Consider the following 22,386-nt stretch of genomic DNA (forward strand, 5'->3'; position numbering starts at 1 on the left):
GTCGCTCAGGCCCACGCGGGCTAAAAATAGTAAAAATATCTTCGCAGGCAATAAAAACACTGGGCAATGACTTCCCCGGAACGCTGCGCAGGTGACTATGGTTGAAGGATAAAAACATCGTCGTGCAATGGACGTGGCGGCGCACAAATTGCTTTGAAGTCGAGTCCGCTCGTCCTGAGGTTTGCCGTGGCCGCCTACAATTTGCGTCAGCTGAAGTATTTCATCACCACCGTCGAATGCGGCAGCGTTGCCGAGGCTTCACGCAAGCTGTACATCGCGCAGCCGGCGATTTCCACCGCGATCAAAGGACTGGAAGACAGCTTCGGTGTGCAACTGCTGATCCGTCATCACGCCCAAGGTGTGTCGCTGACGCCAAGCGGTGCGCGGTTTTTTCGCAAGGCGCAAGAGTTGCTGCGCATGGCCAAGGAGTTCGAACAGAATGCCCTCGCCGACAATGACGTGGTCGCCGGGCAGATCGATATCGGGTGTTTCGAAACGGTCGCGCCGTTGTACCTGCCGCAGTTGATCGCCGGGTTCTCGGCGCTGTATCCGGGCGTGAAAATCCGCATTCGCGACGGTGAACAGCAAGAGCTGGTGCAAGGCCTGACGTCAGGCGCGTTCGATCTGGTGATTCTTTATGAACATGAACTCGACGCGACCATCCAGACCGAACCGCTGATGCCCGCGCAACGCCCGTATGCGCTATTGCCCGCCAACCACCGTTTTGCCCAATACAAGCAAGTGTCGCTGCGCGATCTTTGTCTGGATCCGATGATCCTGCTCGACGTGCAGCCGAGCCGGACTTACTTCGTCAGCCTGTTTGAAGAACTGGGGCTGACGCCGCGAATCGAGTTCAGCTCACCTTCCATCGAGATGGTGCGCGGCATGGTCGGTCAGGGTTTCGGCTTCTCGATTCTGGTGACCAGACCGCATTCGGAATGCACCTACGACGGCAAGAAAGTCGTGTGCGTGGACATCGTCGAGAACGTCACCGGGTCGGGTTTGGTGGCGGCGTGGCTCAAGCGCGGGCAACTGACCAAACCGGCGCAGTTGTTCGCCGATTATTGCCGCGAACAACTCACTGCCAAGACCCACCTTTAACAGCAAAAGATCGCAGCCTGTGGCAGCGCCTACAGTAGATCGAGGTAGCTCCATTATTTGTGGCCGACTTCAATTCTGTAGGAGCTGCCGAAGGCTGCGATCTTTTGCCCTTCAGGTTCCGCGCGGTTTCGCCCGCGCCGTCGCCTCGGCCACCAACGGATCGTCCGGCCAATAGTGCTTCGGATAGCGGCCCTTCAAATCCTTCTTCACCTCGGCATAGGTGCTGCGCCAGAAGTTGGCCAGATCCTGCGTCACCTGCACCGGCCGCCGCGCCGGCGACAGCAGATGCAACTTGACCACCTGTCGTCCGCCGGCAATGCGCGGCGTATCCGCCAGACCAAACAATTCCTGCAAACGCACCGCCAGAATCGGTGGAAACTCGCTGTAGTCCAGACGAATCGATGAACCCGACGGCACACTCAGATGATGTGGCGCCAGTTCATCAAGCTTTTGCGGCAGCGGCCATGGCAGCAGATTGCGGACGATGCTCGACAGGTCCAGATTGGCGAAATGACTGAGCCGCGAGACCTTGCCCAGATACGGCATCAGCCAGTCTTCGAGGGTGTTCAGTAACGTCGCGTCGCTGACATCCGGCCACTGACTGTCGTCCTGACTGTTCAATTCCAACTGCCGCAATAACGCCACGCGCGCCTGCCACTGACGCAATTCCGGCGTCCACGGCAACAGCTCCAGACCTTTGCGCCGCACCAGGTTGACCAGCGCCTGACTGCGCGCATTTTCGTCGAGACCGGTCAGCGGTTCACGGCTGAGAATCAGCTCGCCGACCTTGCGCTGCCGCTCGGCACGCAGCACGCCTTCGCGTTCGTCCCAGTCGAGTTGATCGACATTGCGCACCTGTTCGGCGAGCACCGAATCGAACAGCGCCGGATCGAAATCCGCCGCCAGATAAATCCGTTCTTCGCGCTGGCCCTGACGGCTGCCGAGATCGGCGATGACGATCCACGGCTCTTTCATCAGGCTGTCCGCTTCGGCGAACAGCGCCGCGCGACCGTTGGCCAGACGGTATTCGGCGCCACCGGCACGCCGCTGTTGCGCAACACGATCGGGATACGCCAGCGCCAGCAATGCGCCGAGCCAACGCGGATGATCGGGATCGCTGACCGGCTCACTCGCCTTGCCACGCAGATAACCGCGATATTGCCGCGCCAGTTGCCTGGCGCGCTGCACACCGCCCTGCGCACCTCGAGCCGCACGTTCTTCACCAGAGAGCAGTACCAGACGACTGTGCAGATCAGCCCCGGCGCCACGCAAGATATCGCGCTCGCCAAGCAGTGCAGCAACATCGCACGCCATGTTCGCCAGGCCCAACGCCTGACCGCGCAGTAACAAGTGACCGATGCGCGGATGCGCCGGCAGCTCGGCCATGGCTTGACCGTGGGAAGTCAGCGCCTCACTTTCCAGCGCACCGAGCCGTTGCAGCAAATCCTGCGCCTGTGCATAAGCTGCCGCTGGCGGAACGTCGAGCCACACCAGTTCGCCCGGCGTGACACCCCAGCGCCCCAATTGCAGCGCGAGGCTGGCGAGATCCGCCGAAAGAATTTCCGCACTGCCATAAGCCGCGAGTTGTTCGTGCTGATCCTGCGACCACAAGCGATAGCAAACACCCGGTTCCAATCGTCCGGCGCGGCCCGCGCGCTGAGTGGCGCTGGCTTTGGAAATCCGCTGGGTTTCGAGACGCGTCATGCCGCTGCCGGGATCGAAACGCGGCACCCGCGCCAACCCGGCGTCGATGACTACACGCACGCCGTTGATGGTCAGACTGGTCTCGGCGATATTGGTCGCCAGCACCACTTTGCGCTGGCCGGCCGGCGCTGGATCGATCGCCGCGCGTTGCGCATTGAGGTCGAGTTCACCGTGCAACGGGCAGAGCAACACATCGCTGCGCTCACCGATGGCATCGGCCAATTGCTGGTGGACGCGGCGGATTTCCGCCTGCCCCGGCAGGAAAACCAACAGACTGCCGGTTTCATCGTGCAGCGCTTCGAGCACGGTTTGCGTGACGCGTTGATCAATGTACTCGCCGGGCTGAAACGGCCGCCCCCAGCGCATCGTCACCGGATACATGCGCCCTTCGCTGCGCAGGATCGGCGCGTCATCCAGCAACCCGGCCAGACGTTCACCTTCCAATGTGGCCGACATCAGCAAAATCTTCAGCGGCTGTTCAGCTCGGAACAGTTCGCGACCGTTCAGACTCAAGGCCAGTGCCAGATCGGCGTCGAGGCTACGCTCGTGAAATTCGTCGAAGATCAGCAAGCCCACGCCTTCCAGCGCCGGATCATCCTGCAAACGCCGGGTGAGAATGCCTTCGGTGACCACTTCGATACGGGTATTGGGGCCGACTTTGCTGTCGAGACGAATGCGATAACCGACGGTTTCACCGACCTTCTCGCCCAGCTCGCTGGCCAGACGTTCCGCCGCTGCACGCGCGGCGAGACGGCGCGGCTCAAGCATCAGAATGGTCTGCCCGGCCAGCCACGCTTCATTGAGCAAGGCCAAAGGCACGCGGGTGGTTTTACCGGCACCGGGCGGTGCTTCGAGCACAGCTTCGTGGCGCGTCGCCAAGGCTTCACGCAGGGCGGGTAAAACGTCATCGATTGGCAAAGAATTCATGCTGGCTCCCAAACAGAGGGCCGAGTATAACGGCGAACTGCCGGGCGTTCGTCAGGGTCTTAATTCCAGACGACTACGCTTCGTTTTCAAATGACTCAGGAGATTTCCCCATGCGCTTACCTTTTCGCCTGATCGGCGGTGTACTGGTCGCCACCCTGCTCACGCAAATCACCGCGTGCGGTTCGATTTTCTACCCGGACCGGCGCGGTCAGATCGACGGCAAAGTCGACCCGGCGATTGCCGTGCTCGACGCCGTGGGCCTGCTGTTCTACATCATTCCCGGGCTGATCGCGTTCGCCGTCGACTTCGCCACCGGCGCGATCTACTTCGAACCGGGCCACACCGCGCAGATCGATCCAGCCAAGCTCAAGCAAGCCATCGGCCCGGACGGTCAGGTCGATAATCACAAGTTGCAGGCTATTCTCGAAAGCGAGTTGGGCCGAGACTTCCCACTCGATGATCCTCGCCTGATTCAACATAAAGGCAGCACCCAGCAACTGGCGATGTTCGGCCTGCAACCCGCCGCCTGAATAAGGAAACGCAATGACCTCCAGCCCCGAACATGCTCGCCTGCTGCGGCTGGCGACTCGCGCCTCGGTAGCGGTCGCCTGCACGCTGATCGTCGCCAAAGCCATCGCCTGGTGGTTCAGCGGCTCGGTGAGCATGCTCGCCGGCCTGACCGACTCGGCGCTGGATGGCATCACCTCGATGCTCAATCTGCTGGCGGTGCATTACGCGCTGCGCCCGGCCGATGACGACCACCGTTATGGCCACGGCAAGGCTGAATCATTGGCGGGCATGGCGCAGGCATTGTTTATCGGCGGCAGTGCGGTGTTGATCGCGTTTCAGGCGTACGAGCGACTGCACGATCCGCAGCCGCTTGGCGCGCCATGGCTGAGCATCGGCGTGATCGTGTTTTCACTGCTGCTGACAGCGGCGTTGCTGGTGTTGCAGCATCGGGTGATCAAGCAGACGGGTTCCAACGCCGTGCGCGCCGACTCGCTGCACTATCGCTCGGACATGTTGCTCAACGGCAGCATCCTGATCGCGCTGGTATTGGCCGGATTCGGTTTTGATCAACTGGATGCGTGGTTCGGTCTGGGAATTGCCGGGTACATCTTGTGGAGCGCGATCCAGATCGCCCGGGAAAGTTTTTCGGTGTTGATGGATGAAGAGCTGCCGACGGACGTCAGTCAGCACATGCTCGAACTGGCCTGCAGTGTGCCAGGGGTGTTGGGCGCGCATGACTTGCGCACGCGGATCTCCGGCAACCACTGGTTCGTGCAGTTGCACCTGGAGCTGCCGGGGGAATTGACCCTGTCAGTGGCCCACGGCATCAGCGATCAAGCCGCCGATGCCATCCACAAAGCCTACCCGCGAGCCGAAGTGCTGGTGCACGCCGACCCGCAGGAAGTGGTCAAGTCAGAACAGGCGCAAACCCGGCTTCAGTAACTGACCCGATAACCGCGACTGCTCAGGCAATTGCCCTGAGCCTGTCGATAGGCCTGCACCACTTCGGGCGCTGGTTGATAGGTCGCGGTGCGCGGGTCGAAACCGCTTTGCTGCACGGCGTATTGATAGCACTGGTAACCGTCCTGCTGCACCTGCTCCGGCGACTGGCCGTTGGCCGGATAGGCTTCGACGTCATAGCCTTGGGATTGCGGCTGCGGCGGTTGCTGCACCGGCGGCTCGACCACCACGTAATCCTGCGTCGCTTCCTGATAGGCATAGTAGGAACCGGCGGCGAGAAACAGCAGCGAACCACCAATCCACACTTCACGGGCGTAATCGGGCAAATACTGGATGCGAATCCCGCGCGGCGGCTGCACAACGATGTAGCGCGGGCCTTGCGGGCGATACCAGTAGCCGCCGGAATAGAAGTAATCCTGGCCGCGATACGGCACGCGGTAATCGCGATCCGGGAAACGGTCGATCACGTGCCCCGGGCGATATTGCGGGCCCGGCCCCCAGCCGTTGCCATCCCCGTCCGGACGCCCCGGCCAGCGATTGTCGTTGGGCCGGTTGCCGGTCTGCCATTGCTGGTTGTGGTAACCGTTCTGCGGACGCTCGTCGCGGTAGTAACCCTGACGCGGCTCTTGAGTCTGGCGCACGGCGTCGGGCCGTGGCTGAATCGGCAGGCTGTTGGCCGGCAGTTGGGGTGGCGGGGGTGGCTGGCGCACCGGGTTAGGGTTGTACGCGGGACGGTTCTGGTCGTGGTTTTGCCACTGGCCATTATTGTTGTTGTGCTGCTGGCCGTTGTGCTCGAACTGGCGGCTGTTGTCGCCTCGAATGATCTCGTTGTTCTGCGGACGCGGCTGATTCTGTGGCGGCTGATTCTGGGATGGATTGTTCTGCGGGCGCGGCTGGTTGTTGCCGCCATGCCCCTGATTATTGCCCTGATGGTCCTGGCCGTGGCCACCGCCATCCGGCCCACGATTCTGCGGCTCGTCGGCGAGCGTTTGCACACTGACACTCATACACAGCAAACCAACACCGGCCAGACGCCAGATGCGCGAATTCATGCTTTTTCTCACTGAGGTTTAGGACCTGTAACTAAGACCGGACATGTACACCTCCGGTTCTGCAACAGGTTATCAGTCACGCAACTTATTTATTGAGCGCGACAACATGAAATCGCAGGCAAGAAAAAAGGGAGACCCGTCGGCCTCCCTTCTAGAGAACTTCGTCCTGGCTCGACGCTTTTGACGTCGGCTCACCTCACGCCGTCTTCTGGACAGTGTGCAGCTCGGGGGCCGGCACAACCCCGGTGGGGGTGGCGACCGCGGCGGGCCTGATAGGGCGGGCCGCTGTGGACTGTGTTACCGAGCAGTGATTCTGGTGATAAGAATAGGCCTGAGGCCGCGACAGAGGATTGCGAAGATTGCTGAAATAAACACCACTTGCGCAATTTTTAACCCTGGATAGATAATCCGCCGCAATAGTTACAACCAAGGACAGATTGATGAGCAAACTCGACCGTTACGATCTGAGCATTTTGGCGGAATTGCAGCGCGACGCCCGCATCTCCAACCAGGAATTGGCCGAGCGCATCGGTCTGTCGCCCTCCCCCTGCTCGCGCCGGGTCAAGCAGCTGGAAGACGACGGCTACATCTCGCGTCAGGTGGCGTTGCTCGATCGCAAGATGCTCGGGCTGAGCCTGACCGCTTATGTATTGATCGGCATGGACCGGCATACGCCGGAGCGCTTCGAGAACTTCGAGGCGGCGATTCGCACGTTGCCGCAGGTGCTGGAGTGCAGCCTGGTGACGGGCGTGGATGCGGATTACCAGTTGAAAGTGGTGGTGCCGGACATGGATCACTATCAGAAGCTGCTGCTCGGACACCTTACCCGGATTGAAGGCGTGACCAGCGTGCGCTCGAGTTTTGTGCTGAATCAGGTGTTGAACAGCACTGAACTGCCCCTCACCCACCTGCGCAACTGATCGAAAGCACCCTCATCGGAACGCCGCCCGCCCAGCCCTCTCCCGGAGGGAGAGGGGGCCGACCGTGAGATGCTGAAGAAGTACGCCGACCTGAGCGTACTTCTGTGAATCCATAATCGACTGGATATTTCAGGTCGATGTACGACGCCAGACACCTCGGTCAGTCCCCTCTCCCTCTGGGAGAGGGCCAGGGTGAGGGCAACCGCTCCGGATCAGACCCAGATCAATGCCACCCCACACACCTTGGCGTATAATCGCCGCGCCCTTTCAGCCCCGCGCGCGTCGGAGAAACCCAATGGATCCAGCACTATTAGAAGAGTGGATGATGACCGGCCTGGTCAGCATCCTGATCATTTTCATGGGTTTTATCGTCTGGGATCTGGCGAAAAAATCCAAGGCCGGGCGCTTTGGCTCGTTCATTCTGTTCTTCGTGCTCGGGCTGGGCGTGGCCGCGTTCATCATCAAGAGTGTGGTGATCGGCCTGATCGAATCCGGCGCTCTATAAGCGCGCCGGCACTTCCTGCCACTGGCCCTGATCCAGCCCTTCGATCGTCCAGTCGCCAATCCTTACCCGCACCAGCCGCAATGTCGGCAGCCCGACTGCCGCGGTCATTCGCCGTACCTGACGATTGCGCCCTTCGCGGATCACCAGTTCCAGCCATGAAGTCGGTATGGTCGCGCGAAAGCGTACCGGGGGGGTGCGTGGCCACAGGTCAGGCTCATCCAGTTGCCGTGCTTCGGCGGGCAAGGTCATGCCGTCGTTCAACTCGACGCCATCACGCAGACGCTGCAACTGCTCGGCCGTCGGCACCCCTTCGACCTGCACCCAATAGGTTTTCGCCAGTTTGTGTTTCGGATCGGCGATGCGCGCCTGCAATTGCCCGTCATTGGTCAGCAGCAATAAACCTTCGCTGTCACGATCAAGGCGTCCGGCCGGGTAGATGCCGGGGATGTCGATGTAATCCTTGAGTGTCGCCCGCCCCTCTCCATCGCTGAATTGCGTCAGCACATCGAACGGTTTGTTGAACAGGATCAGCTTCGGCTCGGCCGGCGGCGCCTTGGCGACACGGCGCGGGGAAGAAGACTGAGGCTTCGCGCCAGGGCGGCGGGAAGGTGGACGTGGAGGACGGGACATGGCGAAAAAAACATCTAACGGTCAGGGCTGCTAATGCTAGTGCCCCGACCGCCAAATGACCACGCCTAACCGTTAACGGAACGGCGGCTCGTCGAAGCTGCGCAGTTTGCGCGAGTGCAGCGAGTTGAGTTCGGTGCGCAGCAGGTCCACCGCTTCGATGCCGATCTTCAGGTGCTGGCTGACCGCGCGCTCATAGAACGCGTTGGCCGAACCCGGCAGCTTGATTTCGCTGTGCAGCGGTTTGTCCGAGACGCACAGCAACGTGCCGTACGGCACCCGCAAGCGATAACCCTGCGCGGCAATCGTGCCGCTTTCCATGTCCACCGCGACCGCGCGGGACAGGTTGATCAACGGCCGCTCCTGCGCCCAACGCAATTCCCAGTTACGGTCGTCGTAAGTCAGCACGGTACCGGTGCGCAGGCGTTTTTTCAGATCATCACCCTTCTCGCCGGTGACATTCGCCGCTGCCTGCTGCAGCGCCATTTGCACTTCGGCCAGTGCCGGGATCGGAATGTTCGGCGGCACCACGCGGTCGAGAATGCCGTCGCGACGCATGTAAGCGTGGGCCAGCACGTAGTCGCCAATGGTCTGCGACTGACGCAGGCCGCCGCAGTGGCCGATCATCAGCCAGCAATGCGGACGCAGCACCGCCAAGTGGTCGGTGATGTTTTTGGCATTGGACGGGCCGACGCCGATGTTGACCAAGGTCACGCCGTGGCCATCGCTGGCGATCAGGTGATAGGCCGGCATCTGGTAGCGGTGCCAGACCACACCGGCAGCAATCGCCGACGCTTCGCCGTGATCCATGCCTTTCTCGATGATCACATTACCCGGCAGCACCATGCGCACGAAACGCGGGTCGCGGCGCAACTGCTCCAGACCATGGACGATGAACTGGTCGACGTAGCGGTGGTAGTTGGTCAGCAGAATCCACGGCTGCACATGGCGCCAGTCACTGCCGGTGTAGTGCACCAGACGACGCAGCGAGAAATCCACGCGCGCGGCGTCAAACAAGGCCAGCGGCAGCGGATCGGTGTTTTCCCAATCGTAGAGACCGTCGGCGATGCCATCGGTGGCGGCAGACAGATCGGTACTCGGGAACACCCGCGCCAGCACGGCGGCGGTAACGCCGGAGCCGGCCAGTTCATCGCCCTGTTCGACCACGTACGGATAGGGAATGTTTTGCTGGCTGACGCCGACTTCCACGGTCACGGTGAAGTCGTGCATCAACGGCACAAGTTGTTCGAGCAGGTATTTGCGGAACGCCGCCGGGTGGGTGACGGTGACGCTGTAAGTGCCCGGCAATTGCACCTTGGCGTAAGCGCGGGTGGTCTGTGGGACTTCGCCCTGGCAATGGTAGGTCAGACGCAATTCGGGATAACGAAAAAGAGCACGCTGCGCAGCGTCGGGTTCGACGCGATCCTTGAGGTAACGCTTGAGTGCGGAATTCAGTGCGGTGGTAGCCTGCTCATGCAGCTCGGCCAGACGATCCACGGCTTGTTCGGCGGTTTGAACGACAATAAACGCTTCGGTCACGATCAGCTTCCTGTGTTCTGACTTGCAGAGCTTCATCTTGCCTGCATCGTGGCGTCACGGGAACAGTGGCATGTTGGCAACTGCACAATATATGGGTCACCTACGATCACTGTAGGAGCTGCCGAAGGCTGCGATCTTTTGATCTTATAAACAGCAAGATCAAAAGATCGCAGCCTTCGGCAGCTCCTACAGGTGATTTTGTGTGAGGTCAGAAGCCTTGCGGGGTTGAGCGGGCGACGAGGGCTTCGACGTCCAGACCACGCGGCAAGGCGCCGTAGACCCGGCCGCCACCGCTCAGACGGCTGGCAATGAAAGCATCACTGACCGAAGAGTTGCCGGCCTCCAGCAACAGCTTGGCCTGCAAACCGAGCGCGATGTCTTCGGTCAGTTGCCGTGCCCGATACTGAATGTCGCTGGTGTCCTTGAACTGCGCCTGCAACTGCTGAATATGCGCGGCCAGGCGTTTGTCACCATGTCCGTCGCCCAGCTCACTGAACAACACATCCAGCACTCCCGGCTCTTTCGACAAGGCGCGCAACACATCGAGGCACTGCACATTCCCCGAGCCTTCCCAAGTCGAATTTACCGGCGCCTCGCGGTACAGACGCGGCAGGATGCTGTCCTCCACATACCCGGCGCCGCCCATGCATTCCGCCGCTTCATTGATCATCCCCGGCGCACGTTTGCAGATCCAGTATTTGCCCACCGCCGTCACCAGCCGGGCGAATTGCGCTTCGTGGCGATCATCCAGATGATCCAGCGCCTTGCCCATGCGCAAACTCAGCGCCAGCGCGGCTTCGCTTTCCAGCGCCAGATCGGCCAGCACGTTTTGCATCAACGGCTGCTCGCTGAGCAGTTTGCCGCCGACCTTGCGGTGCGCGCAGTGGTGGCTGGCCTGGGTCAGCGCCTGACGCATCAGCGCACTGGAACCGACCATGCAATCGAAACGGGTCATCGCCACCATTTCGATGATGGTCGGTACGCCGCGCCCTTCTTCGCCGACCATCCACGCCAGCGCGCCGCGGAACTCCACTTCACTGGAGGCGTTGGACTGGTTGCCCAATTTGTTTTTCAGACGCTGGATATAGAACTGATTGCGCGTGTCATCCGGGCGATGGCGCGGCAGCAGGAAGCAGCTCAAACCCTTGTCGGTCTGCGCCAGCGTCAGGAAGGCATCGCACATCGGCGCCGAGCAGAACCACTTGTGCCCGACCAGTTCATAAGCCTGACCCGGGCCGCTGGCGCCGACCGGATAGGCCTTGGTGGTGTTGGCGCGCACGTCGGTGCCGCCCTGTTTTTCAGTCATGGCCATGCCGATGGTCACGCCGGCCTTGTGCGCCATGCCGACATTGCGCGGGTCGTATTCGGTGGCGAGGACTTTCGGCAGCCACTGCTCAGCGATATTCGCCTGCAAACGCAGGGCCGGCACGCTGGCGAAGGTCATGGTCAGCGGGCAACCGCTGCCCGCCTCAGCCTGACTGTGCAGATAACTCATGGACGCGCGGGCAACGTGCGCGCCGTCCTGTGGGTGAGTCCACGGCATCGACGTCAGACCATGCTCAATCGCCATGCGCATCAGTTGGTGATAAGCGGGATGAAATTCCACCAGGTCGATGCGATGGCCGTAGCGGTCATGGCTAGCGAACGTTGGTTTGTTCTGGTTGGCGAGGAACCCGGCTTCCATCAGCGGGCCACCGGCCAGCGCGCCGTAGGCATCGATTCGCGACTCAGCCCAACCGGCACCGAACCGGCGCGACCACTCCTGCAACGGCAGGTCGATACGGTACAGGTTGGTGCCGTCCAGCGACGGTGGCTGGTTGGTGACTTCGTGGGTTTCGGCGAACTGATGCAGGTTCATGACGGGGCTCCTTTGGGCAACCGAGGAACTCAGTTAAGCACCGCACCGCAACCGGTCAAAGTGTCATATCAGCCGAATTTGCGGCGCTTTTACCCTATCAGCAGCACAACACGCGCCGCTCCAGCGCAGATTGCAGGTCTTCGAATTTCACCGGTTTGTTCAGGTAGTCAATCGCGGCGCCCGTTGCGCAAAGCTCTCGATCAGCGTTCAACGCCAACATGAACACCGGCAGATTGGCGCAGCCCGGCAGCGCATGAATCTGGCAGCACAACGAAACGCCTTCGTGGCTCGGCAACTGGCAATCGATCAGCACCGCATCGACCGTTTCACGCTGCAAACAATCGAGCGCCGCTGCGCCGTTGTCAGCGGTACGCACGCGAAAACCGAGCTTGAGCAACATGCCGCGCATCACCAGTTGGTTGACGCTGTTGTCGTCCACCAGCAACACCGTGCAGTCCTGCGGTGCACGCACGCAATCGTGTGCAGGTATCGGCGTCGATGCCGCCTCAACCACCGGCAACTCAAACTCGACATCCAGCTGGAAGCGGCTGCCACGCCCGGGCTCCGAGCGGTGCGTGAGCTTGCCGCCGAGCAACTCGACCAACTGTCGACAGATCGCCAGCCCGACGCCCAAACCGCCATATTCGCGAGTCATTGAACCGTCGAGCTGGAAGAAGCGCTGGTACATGGTGGCTTCGCCCAGATCGGTAAAGCCGATGCCGGTGTCGATCACCGCAAATGACAACGCCAGGCGATTGTCCGTCGACGGTTTGCCCGTGACCCGCAGCGCCAGGCCGCCGACGCGGGTGAACTTGATCGCGTTATCCAGCAGGCATTCCAGGCATTGCACGAGTTTGGCGCTGTCGCCATGCAAGCGATCCGGCAAGCTCGGCAGGACTTCAACCTTGAAGTCCAGCGACTTGCTCGCCGCATTGCCGTCGAACTGTGCGCGCAACGCCTCGACCACCGCGCGCAGACTGAAACTGCCCGGTGTGGCCTTGAGTTTGCCGGCCTGCAATTCGGTGAGGGTGAGGATGCCGTTGACCATGCGCATCATGTCCCGCGCAGACCCGGCGGCGGTCTGCTGGTATTGCTCAAGCTCCGGATCCAGATCGACGGTCTGCATCAGTTCCAGCGAACCGATCACGCCATTCATCGGCGTACGCAGTTCGTGGGTCAGCGTCGCCAGGAATTCATCCTTGAGCTTGTTGCTATGGGCCAGTTGCTGGTTGAGCACTTCGAGTTTTTGCCCCGCGTCGTACAGCGTTTGCGCCTGCTGCTCGCGCATCGCGTTGATCCGGTCGGCCAGTGCCAGCGACAGCAACGCCACCTCAATGGCCGAACCGATCTGGCTGGCGTACATGGTCAGGAACACATTCGGCAGCAAGCCCAGCACCATCAGCGTGTTGACGACGCCGCCGAGCAGAAACGCCGACCAGGCGATGATGAAATAGCGCGCCACGCGCAAGCCGCGCCACCAGGCAAGAATCCCGGCGGCAAAAATCACCACAGTAAAGGTCAGCGCCAGCGTCGTTGCCAGCCGCAAAGCCAGGGCGTAACTGGTCATCAGTGACAGACCGATGACCAACGCACCGAATGCAATGAGCCCGATCAGCAAGCGATCGAGCCAACGGCTGTGGTTTTTGGTCTGCAGGAAGCTGCGGGCGAACTGACTGCCGAACAGGCCGGCGCAGCCAATGAAGAATGGCGTCGCGGCGTTGGCCCACCATGGGTTGTCCGGCCAGAAGTACTCGACCGCCGCACCGTTCACCGACAGTTGATAGAGACCGAACGAAGCAATGTAGAAGATGTAATAGAGGTAGCTGGTGTCGCGCACGCTGAGGTAGATGAACAGGTTGTAGACCAGCATCCCCAACAGCACGCCATAAATGATGCCAAGCACATACAGGCGCACGGGTTGATCTTCGAGGTACGCAGTACTGGACCATAACGTGACCGGTGCCTGGATTGAGCCTTCGCTGGCCAGTCGCAGGTACACGGTTTGCAGTTGATCGGGCTTGAAGGAAAGGTCGAACAAATAGTTGTTCTGACGGATCTCGCGACTGGCGAACGGCAAGGCATCGCCGGTTTGCCGGACGAGGCGGTAGTCGCCACTGGCGTCAGGCATATAGAGGTCGAGATGGTCGAGCGGTGGGTACGCCAGTTCCAGCAGCCACGTGCGCTGGGCGGCGGGATTGCTCGGACGGTAATGCAGGTCGATCTTCAACCAGAACGCCGAGCGCGAGTATCCGGCATTGAGCGTGGCTTTATCGTGAGCTTTGAAATTGCCGGCAGCAGCCTGCGCGCGAACATCGGCAATGCTCGCCTGACCACTCGGGTCTTCGAACACTTGCAGCGATCGGCCCAGAGGGAGGCTCTGGGTAAACTCGTCGAATTCGACGGCGCTCGCCATTAGGGGCAAGCAGAACAACAACATCAGCAAATAGCGCATTGAAGCCCCAGCGTGGCTCGTCCGGTTGTGTCAGGAAGCCCCCCATTCCCTTTGAGTAGACGTAAAACCGGTATTACCTGTTATTGGTTTGGATCCAGACTAGCATAGCCGTTGATGGCCATTGAGCACCATTGAAATTTTTCCTACAAAGGCTCTAGAACGGGCGTTCCAGAGCAAAGCAGCGAGCTAGAGCTGTTGGATTGGTCAGGAAGACAAAAAGATCGTCCGAACGCGGCCCGAGCCTTCGGCAGCTCCTACATTGGAATGCGTTCCCTGCAGGTGCTGCCGCAGGCTGAGATCTTTTGATCTTGCGCTACCGCCCACACCCGAAAATCAGCTTTGGTGGTAAGCTCGCGCACCATGAATATCTACAGCTCTCGCCCCGTTGTCCTCTGTCTCTCCGGCCACGACCCAAGTGGTGGCGCCGGCTTGCAGGCAGATATCGAAGCCTTGCTCGCGCAGGGTTGCCATGCGGCTCCGGCCGTCACCGCCCTGACCGTGCAAGACACCGTCAACGTCACTGACTTCCGCGTCCTCGACCGTGAGTGGGTACTGGCCCAGGCCAATGCCGTGCTCAACGACTCCGAGGTCGCGGCGGTTAAACTGGGCATGCTCGGTTCGCTGGAAATGGTCGACACCGTGGTCGAACTGCTCTCGGCGCACCCGCACTTGCCAGTGGTCTGCGACCCGGTGCTGCGCGCCGGCGGCGGCGGACGCCTGGGCAAGGACGAGGTCGGCTATGCGATGCGCGAGCGTCTGCTGCCGCTGTCGATCATTGCCACCCCTAACCTCCCTGAAGCCCGCATCCTCGCCGAACTGCCCGAAGGCAGCGCCGACGAGTGCGCGGAAAAACTCCTGCCGTTCGTCAAAAACCTGCTGATCACCGGCGGCCACGGCGACGAAACTGAAATCCACAACCGCGTGTACAGCCGCGACGGTCTGCGTGAAACCTTTATCTGTCAGCGTCTGCCGGGCAGCTATCACGGTTCCGGCTGCACGTTGGCCAGTGCTTTGGCCGGGCGTCTGGCCCAAGGCGAACACTTGGCCAGCGCCGTGCGCAGCGCATTGGATTACACCTGGCGCACCCTGCGCGATGCCGAACAACTGGGCAAAGGCCAGTTCGTACCGCGTCGCCTGCCGCTGGATTTCTGCTCGTAACGTCGTGAGGTCTGCCCGATGAAACTACGTGGCCTGTATGCCATCACCGACAGCGAATTGCTGGCCGGCAAGTTTCTGTCTTACGTAGAGGCGGCGCTGGAAGGCGGCGTCACCCTGCTGCAATACCGCGACAAGAGCAACGACGAGGCTCGCCGTCTGCGCGAGGCCGAAGCGTTGCGCGATCTGTGCGAGCGCTACAAGACGCAACTGATCATCAACGATGACGCCGAACTGGCCGCACGCCTGAACGTCGGTGTGCACTTGGGCCAGACTGACGGCCCGCTGTCGCCGACCCGCGCCCTGCTCGGATCGAAAGCGATCATCGGTTCGACCTGCCACGCGCAAATCGCGCTGGCCGAACAAGCGGCCAAAGAAGGCGCGAGTTACGTCGCCTTCGGCCGCTTCTTCAATTCCAACACCAAGCCCGGCGCGCCGACGTGCAGCCTCGACCTGCTCGACGAAGCCAGGCGCACACTGCACTTGCCGATCTGCGCGATTGGCGGCATCACCCTCGACAACGCACCGCCGCTGGTCGCCCACGGGGTCGACCTGCTCGCCGTGGTCCACGGCTTGTTTGGTGCCGAAAGCACCGCCGAAGTGACCCGTCGCGCCCGCGCGTTCAATGAATTACTTAAAGTCTGATTTGAGAGCCCGATCATGTCTCGTTCCGAAACCCTGTTTGCCAATGCCCAGAAACACATCCCCGGTGGCGTGAATTCGCCAGTGCGTGCGTTCAAAAGCGTTGGCGGCACGCCGCTGTTCTTCAAGCACGCCGAAGGCGCCTACGTCACGGACGAAGACGACAAGCGTTATGTCGATTACGTCGGCTCGTGGGGGCCGATGATCCTCGGCCACAGCCATCCGGACGTGCTCGACGCGGTGCGCAATCAGCTGCAACACGGCTTGTCGTACGGCGCGCCGACTGCGATGGAAACCGAGATGGCCGATCTGGTCTGCTCGCTCGTGCCGTCGATGGACATGGTGCGCATGGTCAGCTCCGGCACCGAAGCGACCATGAGCGCGATCCGTCTGGCCCGTGGTTACACCGGCCGTGACAGCATCATCAAGTTCGAAGGCTGCTACCACGGCCACTCCGACAGCCTGCTGGTCAAGGCCGGCTCCGGCGCACTGACCCAGGGCGTGCCGAGCTCGGCCGGTGTGCCGGCGGCGTTCGCCAAGCACACCCTGACCTTGCCGTTCAACGATATCGACGCGGTTGAGAAGATGCTCGCCGAAGTCGGCCAGGACGTGGCGTGCATCATCGTTGAACCGGTGGCCGGCAACATGAACTGCGTACCACCGGCACCAGGTTTCCTCGAAGGCCTGCGTTCGCTGTGCGACAAACATGGCGTGGTGCTGATTTTCGACGAAGTGATGACCGGTTTCCGCGTTGCCCTCGGTGGTGCTCAGGCGTACTACGGCGTCAATCCTGACCTGACCACGTTCGGCAAGATCATCGGCGGCGGCATGCCGGTCGGCTGCTTCGGTGGCAAACGCGAAATCATGCAGCGCATCGCGCCGCTGGGCCCGGTGTATCAGGCCGGTACGCTGTCGGGTAACCCACTGGCGATGGCCGCCGGTTTGACTACTCTGCGTCTGATCAGCCGTCCGGGGTTCCACGCCGAGCTGACCGACTACACCACGCGTTTGCTCGACGGCCTGCAACAACGCGCCGATGCTGCCGGTATTCCGTTCGTGACCACGCAGGCGGGCGGCATGTTCGGTCTGTACTTCAGCGGCGCCGATGACATCGTCACCTTTGAAGACGTGATGGCCAGCGACGCTGCACTGTTCGGTCGCTTCTTCCACCTGATGCTGGAAGGTGGCGTTTACCTGGCGCCGAGCGCCTTCGAGGCCGGTTTCACTTCGATCGCTCACGGCGAAGCCGAGTTGAAACTGACGCTGGACGCTGCCGAGCGCGCCTTCGCCGCACTGAAATAATCGCACTACCGCTGACGTTGGCTATCGCCAGCGTCAGCATTCACCTACATCCATGCCGTTTTTCCGACGCTCCTGCTAAAAATCCCCCATAAAGTGGGCGATATATTCCCCGCGCAGCAGAAAAACGAGTAAAGACTTTGTAAGGTTGGCCCTGCTTATTTCATAATGCGCGCTTATTGGATCCCTCGATGGGTCCGCGTGCCCTTCAGAGGTAAGTCGATTCCCATGAACCGCACCGGCCGCACCCTTGCCTTGGGCTGCCTGTTGCTCCTTCAGCCCCTGCTCGCGCATGCACAAGCAGGCGGCAACTCGTTGTTGATCCCGGCGATGGGTCGTTGCACCCTCAATACTCAGCCGCAAGACGTCACGCAGGCACTGGCCGCCTGCCAGAAAGCGGCGGACGAAGGGGATGCGCAAGCGCAATACGAGTTGGGTGAGTTCTACTACGACGGCAAGAATGCGCCGCGCGACCTCAATCAAGCCCTGAGCTACTTCGAAAAAGCCTCGCTGCAAGGCCACGCTCAGGCGCAATTCAAACTGGGCACCATGTTCTTCCACGGTGAAGGCGTGCAGGCCAACAACATTCAGGCGTACATCGTGCTGAAGATGGCTGCAGTCAACGGCGCTGAAGACGCGCTCGACACGGCCGACGAAGTCTCGGAAAAAATGTCCCGCGAAGACCTCGAAACCGCCACGCAGGTGCTCGGGCAAATTTTCCGTAAATACCTGATGGAACTGCAGAGCGCCGATGGGCGTACGCCTTTCTCACCTCTTCCCTGATCAGCGATCGTTCCCACGCTCTGCATGGGAACGATCATCTGAACCGGCTTACTTCTCAGGCATCGGCATCGGGAACGGCATCACATTGCCGACCGCGCCACGGGCTTCGCTGATTTTCGGGGTACCCAGACGCTCAACCTCGTCGATGCGCACAATCGAATGCATCGGCACAAAGCTGCGCACCACGCCTTCGAACTGCGCCTTGAGCTTTTCTTCGCTCGGATCGACGACCACTTGCGTGCGCTCGCCAAAGACGAACTCTTCCACTTCCAGAAAACCCCACAGATCACTTTGATAGATCTGTTTGGCGTACATTTCGAACACCTGGCCCTGGTTGAGGAAAATCACCTTATAGATTGGAGCTTCGCGTTTGGTCATGGCGGGGGGATAACATCGGGGATAAAAATGAGGGCGCAAACTATAGCATAGCCTCCGGACGCACAGCGGTAGGAACCTGCGGGCTTGTTCCCTATAATGCCGGGTTCTTTGAATCACGTGACGACACTAATCCATGGCCAAGAAGCTTTACATCGAAACCCACGGTTGCCAGATGAACGAGTACGACAGCTCGCGCATGGTCGATCTGTTGGGTGAACATCAGGCCCTGGAAGTCACCGCTCGCGCGGAAGACGCCGACGTGATTCTGCTCAACACCTGCTCGATCCGTGAGCGCGCGCAAGACCGCGTGTACTCGCAGCTCGGCCGCTGGCGCGAACTGAAACTGGCCAACCCGGAGATGGTGATCGCCGTCGGCGGTTGCGTCGCCAGTCAGGAAGGTGCGGCGATCCGGGATCGCGCGCCGTACGTCGACGTCGTGTTCGGCCCGCAGACCCTGCACCGTCTGCCGGAAATGATCGACGCCGCGCGCATCACCAAGCTGCCGCAAGTCGACGTGTCGTTCCCGGAAATCGAAAAATTCGACCACCTGCCGGAGCCGCGCATCGATGGCCCTAGCGCCTACGTGTCGGTGATGGAAGGCTGCAGCAAGTACTGCACGTTCTGCGTGGTGCCATATACCCGCGGCGAAGAAGTCAGCCGGCCGTTCGATGACGTGATCGCCGAAGTCATCCATCTCGCCGAAAACGGCGTGCGTGAAGTGACCTTGCTCGGGCAGAACGTCAATGGCTATCGCGGCACCACCCACGACGGTCGTCTGGCCGATCTCGCCGAGCTGATCCGTGTCGTCGCCGCGATCGATGGCATCGACCGTATTCGCTATACCACTTCGCACCCGCTGGAGTTCTCCGACAGCCTGATCCAGGCCCACGCCGATGTCCCGGAACTGGTGAAACACCTGCACTTGCCGGTGCAATCGGGTTCCGACCGGATTCTCGCAGCGATGAAGCGCAACCACACGGCGCTGGAGTACAAATCCAAGCTGCGCAAACTGCGCGCCGCTGTGCCGGGGATCTGCATCAGCTCGGACTTCATCGTCGGCTTCCCGGGCGAAACCGAGAAAGATTTCGAACAGACCATGAAGCTGATTGCCGACGTCGGTTTCGACTTCTCCTATTCCTTCGTTTATAGCCAGCGCCCGGGCACCCCGGCTGCCGATCTGGCCGACAACACTCCGGAAGAGTTGAAGAAGGAGCGCCTGAATGCGCTGCAACATCGCTTGAATCAGCAAGGTTTCGAGATCAGCCGACAGATGGTCGGCTCGGTCCAGCGCATTCTGGTGACCGACTATTCGAAGAAAGACCCGGGCGAGCTGCAAGGGCGCACCGAGAATAATCGTATCGTCAACTTCCGCTGCGACAATCCCACCCTGATCGGCCAGTTCGCCGACGTGTACATCGACGCGGCGCAACCGCACTCGCTGCGCGGCTCGCTGATCCAATAACACGCAAAAGATCGCAGCCTTCAGCAGCTCCTACATGGATCGCATTCCCCCTGTAGGAGCTGCCGGAGGCTGCGATCCTGACGGTCTCGACGCCAAGAATATTTAAGAGCTTTCGCACCCAAGCCTCTGGCGTTATCCTTGATTTCATCTTAATTGCCCCAGGGCGGCTAAATACGACCTTGAACGCACCCATAGAACCACATCGTTTTATCCTCGAGCCCTTTGAGGCTCGCCGCTTCGCCAATCTGTGCGGGCAATTCGACGAGCATTTGCGCTTGATCGAACAGCGCCTGACCATCGAGATCCGCAACCGCGGAAATCAGTTCGAGCTGATCGGCGACCCCAAACACACCACGTCTGCGGAAAACCTGCTGCGCCGCTTGTACCGCGAAACCAAAGGTACCGAGCTGTCGCCGGACCTGGTGCACCTGTTCCTGCAGGAATCGGCCGTCGTCGAGCTGGACAATCACGCCCCCGCCGAAGCCTCCGTCGCCCTGCGCACCAAGAAAGGCATGATTCGCCCACGCGGCTTGAATCAGCTGCGCTATGTGAAGGAAATCCTCGGCAACGACATCAACTTCGGCATCGGCCCCGCCGGTACCGGCAAGACCTATCTGGCCGTGGCGTGCGCGGTCGATGCACTGGAGCGCGAGCAGATCCGCCGCATCCTGCTGGTCCGTCCGGCGGTTGAAGCGGGTGAAAAACTCGGCTTCCTGCCCGGCGACCTGTCGCAGAAGATCGACCCGTACCTGCGCCCGCTCTACGATGCGCTCTACGAGATGCTCGGTTTCGAATACGTGGCCAAGCTGATCGAACGTCAGGTGATCGAAGTTGCGCCACTGGCCTACATGCGCGGTCGCACGCTGAACAACAGCTTCATCATTCTCGACGAAAGCCAGAACACTACCGTCGAACAAATGAAAATGTTCCTGACCCGGATCGGCTTCGGCTCTACAGCAGTGATCACCGGTGACATCACCCAGGTCGACCTGCCGAAAGGCACCAAGTCGGGCCTGCACCACGTGATTGAAGTGCTCAAAGACGTGCCGGGCATCAGCTTCACGCACTTCCAGCCTAAAGACGTCGTGCGCCATCCTTTGGTCCAGCGGATCGTCGAAGCCTACGAGCGCTTCGAAAACCGTGACGAAGCCCCCAAGGACACCTCGCGAAATGCTTGAGCTAGACCTGCAAATCGCGACTGAAGCGAGCGCGCCGAGTGAAGTCGACTTCCGTCTGTGGTGTGAACTGGCCCTGCGCCAGCGCACCGCTGACTCGGAAATGACCATTCGTCTGGTCGACGAGGAAGAAGGCCGCGAGCTCAACCACACCTGGCGTCACAAGGATTACGCGACCAACGTCCTGTCGTTCCCGGCCGAAGTGCCCGACGAGTTTCTCGACATCCCGCTGCTCGGCGATCTGGTGATCTGCGTGGCCGTGGTCGAGCGTGAAGCCGCCGAACAAGGCAAGGAACTAAAGGCCCATTGGGCACATCTGGTCATTCACGGCTGCTTGCATCTGCTTGGTTACGACCATATAGATGACGAGGAAGCCGAAGAAATGGAAGCACTGGAACGCGAGTTGCTTGCCGAATTGGGCTATCCCGATCCGTACGCGGACGACGAACCCGAAACATCCCCTATCGTTACAACAAAGGATTCAGAGTAATCGCTATGAGCGAAGATCGATCGAGCAACGGGCAGAAGTCATGGCTGGGTAAACTGACCCAGGCTTTTGCCCACGAGCCGAAGAACCGTCAGGAGCTGCTTGAGCTGCTGCGTGATGCACATCAGAACAAACTGCTGGACAGCGAAGCGCTGGCCATCGTCGAAGGCGCCATTCAGGTGGCTGACCTGCAAGTACGCGACATCATGGTGCCGCGCTCGCAGATGATCAGCATCAAGGCGACCCAGACACCGCGTGAATTCCTCCCGGCCGTGGTCGACTCGGCCCACTCGCGCTATCCGGTCATCGGTGAAAGCCATGACGACGTGATGGGTGTGCTGCTGGCCAAGGATCTGCTGCCGCTGATCCTCAAGGAGAACGGCGACAGCTTCAACATCAAGGACCTGCTGCGCCCGGCCACGTTCGTGCCGGAGTCCAAGCGTCTGAATGTGTTGTTGCGTGAATTTCGCGCCAACCATAACCACATGGCCATCGTCATCGACGAATACGGCGGCGTGGCGGGCCTGGTAACGATTGAAGACGTGCTGGAGCAGATCGTCGGCGACATCGAAGACGAGCACGACGTCGAAGAAGACAGCTACATCAAGCCGCTGCCGAGCGGTGACTTCCTGATCAAGGCCCTGACGCCGATCGAGAACTTCAACGAGTTCTTCGACAGCGAATTCTCCGATGACGAGTTCGACACCGTTGGCGGCCTGGTGATGAGCGCGTTCGGGCACTTGCCAAAACGCAACGAAATCACTGAAATCGGCGCCTATCGCTTCCGCATCCTGAACGCCGACAGCCGTCGGATTCATTTGCTGCGACTGACCCCAATCGCTCGGTAATA

Annotated in this window: 20 protein-coding genes; 13 read left to right on the plus strand and 7 right to left on the minus strand. The window is 60.7% G+C overall.

The features are described from left to right. Positions 1-186: 186 nt before the first annotated feature. Positions 187-1,101 carry a LysR substrate-binding domain-containing protein gene (locus P3G59_RS25295; protein WP_277759409.1) on the plus strand — a complete coding sequence of 305 codons (915 nt, stop codon included), beginning with the start codon at positions 187-189 and terminating at the stop codon, positions 1,099-1,101. A 111-nt stretch (positions 1,102-1,212) separates the two neighbouring features. Here the strand turns inward: P3G59_RS25295 and hrpB are convergent, their stop codons facing one another. Beyond that, positions 1,213-3,732, minus strand: coding sequence for an ATP-dependent helicase HrpB (gene hrpB / locus P3G59_RS25300; RefSeq protein ID WP_277759410.1), 2,520 nt, complete (start codon positions 3,730-3,732; stop codon positions 1,213-1,215). 110 nt (positions 3,733-3,842) lie between these two features. Here hrpB and P3G59_RS25305 point away from each other — a divergent pair, with 110 nt between their 5' ends. Continuing rightward, on the plus strand, positions 3,843-4,262 hold the full coding sequence (locus tag P3G59_RS25305) for a hypothetical protein (RefSeq protein ID WP_034153788.1): 420 nt from the start codon (positions 3,843-3,845) through the stop codon (positions 4,260-4,262). A gap of 13 nt (positions 4,263-4,275) precedes the next feature. Continuing rightward, positions 4,276-5,184 carry a cation diffusion facilitator family transporter gene (locus P3G59_RS25310; protein WP_277759411.1) on the plus strand — a complete coding sequence of 303 codons (909 nt, stop codon included), beginning with the start codon at positions 4,276-4,278 and terminating at the stop codon, positions 5,182-5,184. Here P3G59_RS25310 and P3G59_RS25315 read toward each other — a convergent pair. Next, complete coding sequence (locus P3G59_RS25315) at positions 5,178-6,254, minus strand: DUF6515 family protein (protein ID WP_277759412.1); 1,077 nt, start codon at positions 6,252-6,254, stop codon at positions 5,178-5,180. The two genes, P3G59_RS25310 and P3G59_RS25315, sit on opposite strands and share 7 nt — an antisense overlap. A 440-nt stretch (positions 6,255-6,694) precedes the next feature. On the opposite strand from P3G59_RS25315, the gene P3G59_RS25320 reads away from it, so the two are divergent. Both P3G59_RS25320 and P3G59_RS25325 read left to right on the plus strand, forming a co-directional pair. Further along, positions 6,695-7,174: an Lrp/AsnC family transcriptional regulator gene (locus P3G59_RS25320; RefSeq protein ID WP_008081091.1), complete on the plus strand. Its 480-nt coding sequence runs from the start codon at positions 6,695-6,697 to the stop codon at positions 7,172-7,174. A gap of 295 nt (positions 7,175-7,469) precedes the next feature. After that, the gene (locus P3G59_RS25325) at positions 7,470-7,679 is read left to right on the plus strand and encodes a DUF2788 domain-containing protein (protein ID WP_007909655.1); all 210 of its coding nucleotides are present in this window, start codon (positions 7,470-7,472) and stop codon (positions 7,677-7,679) included. On the opposite strand, the gene P3G59_RS25330 is transcribed toward P3G59_RS25325, so the two are convergent. The 4 genes from P3G59_RS25330 to P3G59_RS25345 form a co-directional block, all read right to left on the minus strand. Further along, complete coding sequence (locus P3G59_RS25330; protein WP_277759413.1) at positions 7,674-8,309, minus strand: pseudouridine synthase; 636 nt, start codon at positions 8,307-8,309, stop codon at positions 7,674-7,676. The genes P3G59_RS25325 and P3G59_RS25330 overlap by 6 nt on opposite strands. A 72-nt stretch (positions 8,310-8,381) precedes the next feature. After that, a complete protein-coding gene (gene amn, locus P3G59_RS25335) occupies positions 8,382-9,881 on the minus strand; it encodes an AMP nucleosidase (RefSeq protein WP_277759414.1) in 1,500 nt (499 codons plus the stop codon). 172 nt (positions 9,882-10,053) lie between these two features. Then, positions 10,054-11,703: an acyl-CoA dehydrogenase family protein gene (locus P3G59_RS25340; RefSeq protein WP_277759415.1), complete on the minus strand. Its 1,650-nt coding sequence runs from the start codon at positions 11,701-11,703 to the stop codon at positions 10,054-10,056. Between the two features lie 97 nt (positions 11,704-11,800). Continuing rightward, entirely contained in the window at positions 11,801-14,155 is a 2,355-nt protein-coding gene (locus P3G59_RS25345; RefSeq protein WP_277759416.1) for a hybrid sensor histidine kinase/response regulator, read from the minus strand. Between the two features lie 360 nt (positions 14,156-14,515). On the opposite strand from P3G59_RS25345, the gene P3G59_RS25350 reads away from it, so the two are divergent. The 4 genes from P3G59_RS25350 (at position 14,516) to P3G59_RS25365 (ending at position 18,034) form a co-directional block, all read left to right on the plus strand. Continuing rightward, on the plus strand, positions 14,516-15,313 hold the full coding sequence (locus tag P3G59_RS25350) for a hydroxymethylpyrimidine/phosphomethylpyrimidine kinase (RefSeq protein ID WP_277759417.1): 798 nt from the start codon (positions 14,516-14,518) through the stop codon (positions 15,311-15,313). A gap of 18 nt (positions 15,314-15,331) precedes the next feature. Then, the gene (gene thiE, locus P3G59_RS25355; RefSeq protein WP_277759418.1) at positions 15,332-15,955 is read left to right on the plus strand and encodes a thiamine phosphate synthase; all 624 of its coding nucleotides are present in this window, start codon (positions 15,332-15,334) and stop codon (positions 15,953-15,955) included. 15 nt (positions 15,956-15,970) lie between these two features. Next, a complete protein-coding gene (gene hemL / locus P3G59_RS25360; RefSeq protein WP_277759419.1) occupies positions 15,971-17,254 on the plus strand; it encodes a glutamate-1-semialdehyde 2,1-aminomutase in 1,284 nt (427 codons plus the stop codon). A gap of 225 nt (positions 17,255-17,479) precedes the next feature. Next, positions 17,480-18,034 (plus strand): tetratricopeptide repeat protein, encoded by a 555-nt coding sequence (locus tag P3G59_RS25365; protein ID WP_003228518.1) that lies wholly within the window; start codon positions 17,480-17,482, stop codon positions 18,032-18,034. A gap of 48 nt (positions 18,035-18,082) precedes the next feature. On the opposite strand, the gene P3G59_RS25370 is transcribed toward P3G59_RS25365, so the two are convergent. Then, complete coding sequence (locus tag P3G59_RS25370; RefSeq protein WP_003185742.1) at positions 18,083-18,412, minus strand: DUF1820 family protein; 330 nt, start codon at positions 18,410-18,412, stop codon at positions 18,083-18,085. Between the two features lie 133 nt (positions 18,413-18,545). Between P3G59_RS25370 and miaB the strand changes: the two genes are divergently transcribed. From miaB to P3G59_RS25390, 4 genes are all read left to right on the plus strand, one after another. Beyond that, positions 18,546-19,874 carry a tRNA (N6-isopentenyl adenosine(37)-C2)-methylthiotransferase MiaB gene (miaB, locus tag P3G59_RS25375; RefSeq protein ID WP_277759420.1) on the plus strand — a complete coding sequence of 443 codons (1,329 nt, stop codon included), beginning with the start codon at positions 18,546-18,548 and terminating at the stop codon, positions 19,872-19,874. 179 nt (positions 19,875-20,053) lie between these two features. Continuing rightward, complete coding sequence (locus tag P3G59_RS25380; protein ID WP_277759421.1) at positions 20,054-21,052, plus strand: PhoH family protein; 999 nt, start codon at positions 20,054-20,056, stop codon at positions 21,050-21,052. Continuing rightward, positions 21,045-21,539 carry an rRNA maturation RNase YbeY gene (ybeY, locus tag P3G59_RS25385; protein ID WP_277759422.1) on the plus strand — a complete coding sequence of 165 codons (495 nt, stop codon included), beginning with the start codon at positions 21,045-21,047 and terminating at the stop codon, positions 21,537-21,539. Before P3G59_RS25380 ends, ybeY begins: the two co-directional genes overlap by 8 nt. Positions 21,540-21,544: 5 nt before the next feature. Beyond that, positions 21,545-22,384 (plus strand): HlyC/CorC family transporter, encoded by an 840-nt coding sequence (locus P3G59_RS25390; RefSeq protein WP_007909641.1) that lies wholly within the window; start codon positions 21,545-21,547, stop codon positions 22,382-22,384. Positions 22,385-22,386 lie beyond the last annotated feature (2 nt).

Source organism: Pseudomonas sp. A34-9, assembly GCF_029543085.1.
In the GTDB taxonomy this organism is placed as follows: domain Bacteria; phylum Pseudomonadota; class Gammaproteobacteria; order Pseudomonadales; family Pseudomonadaceae; genus Aquipseudomonas.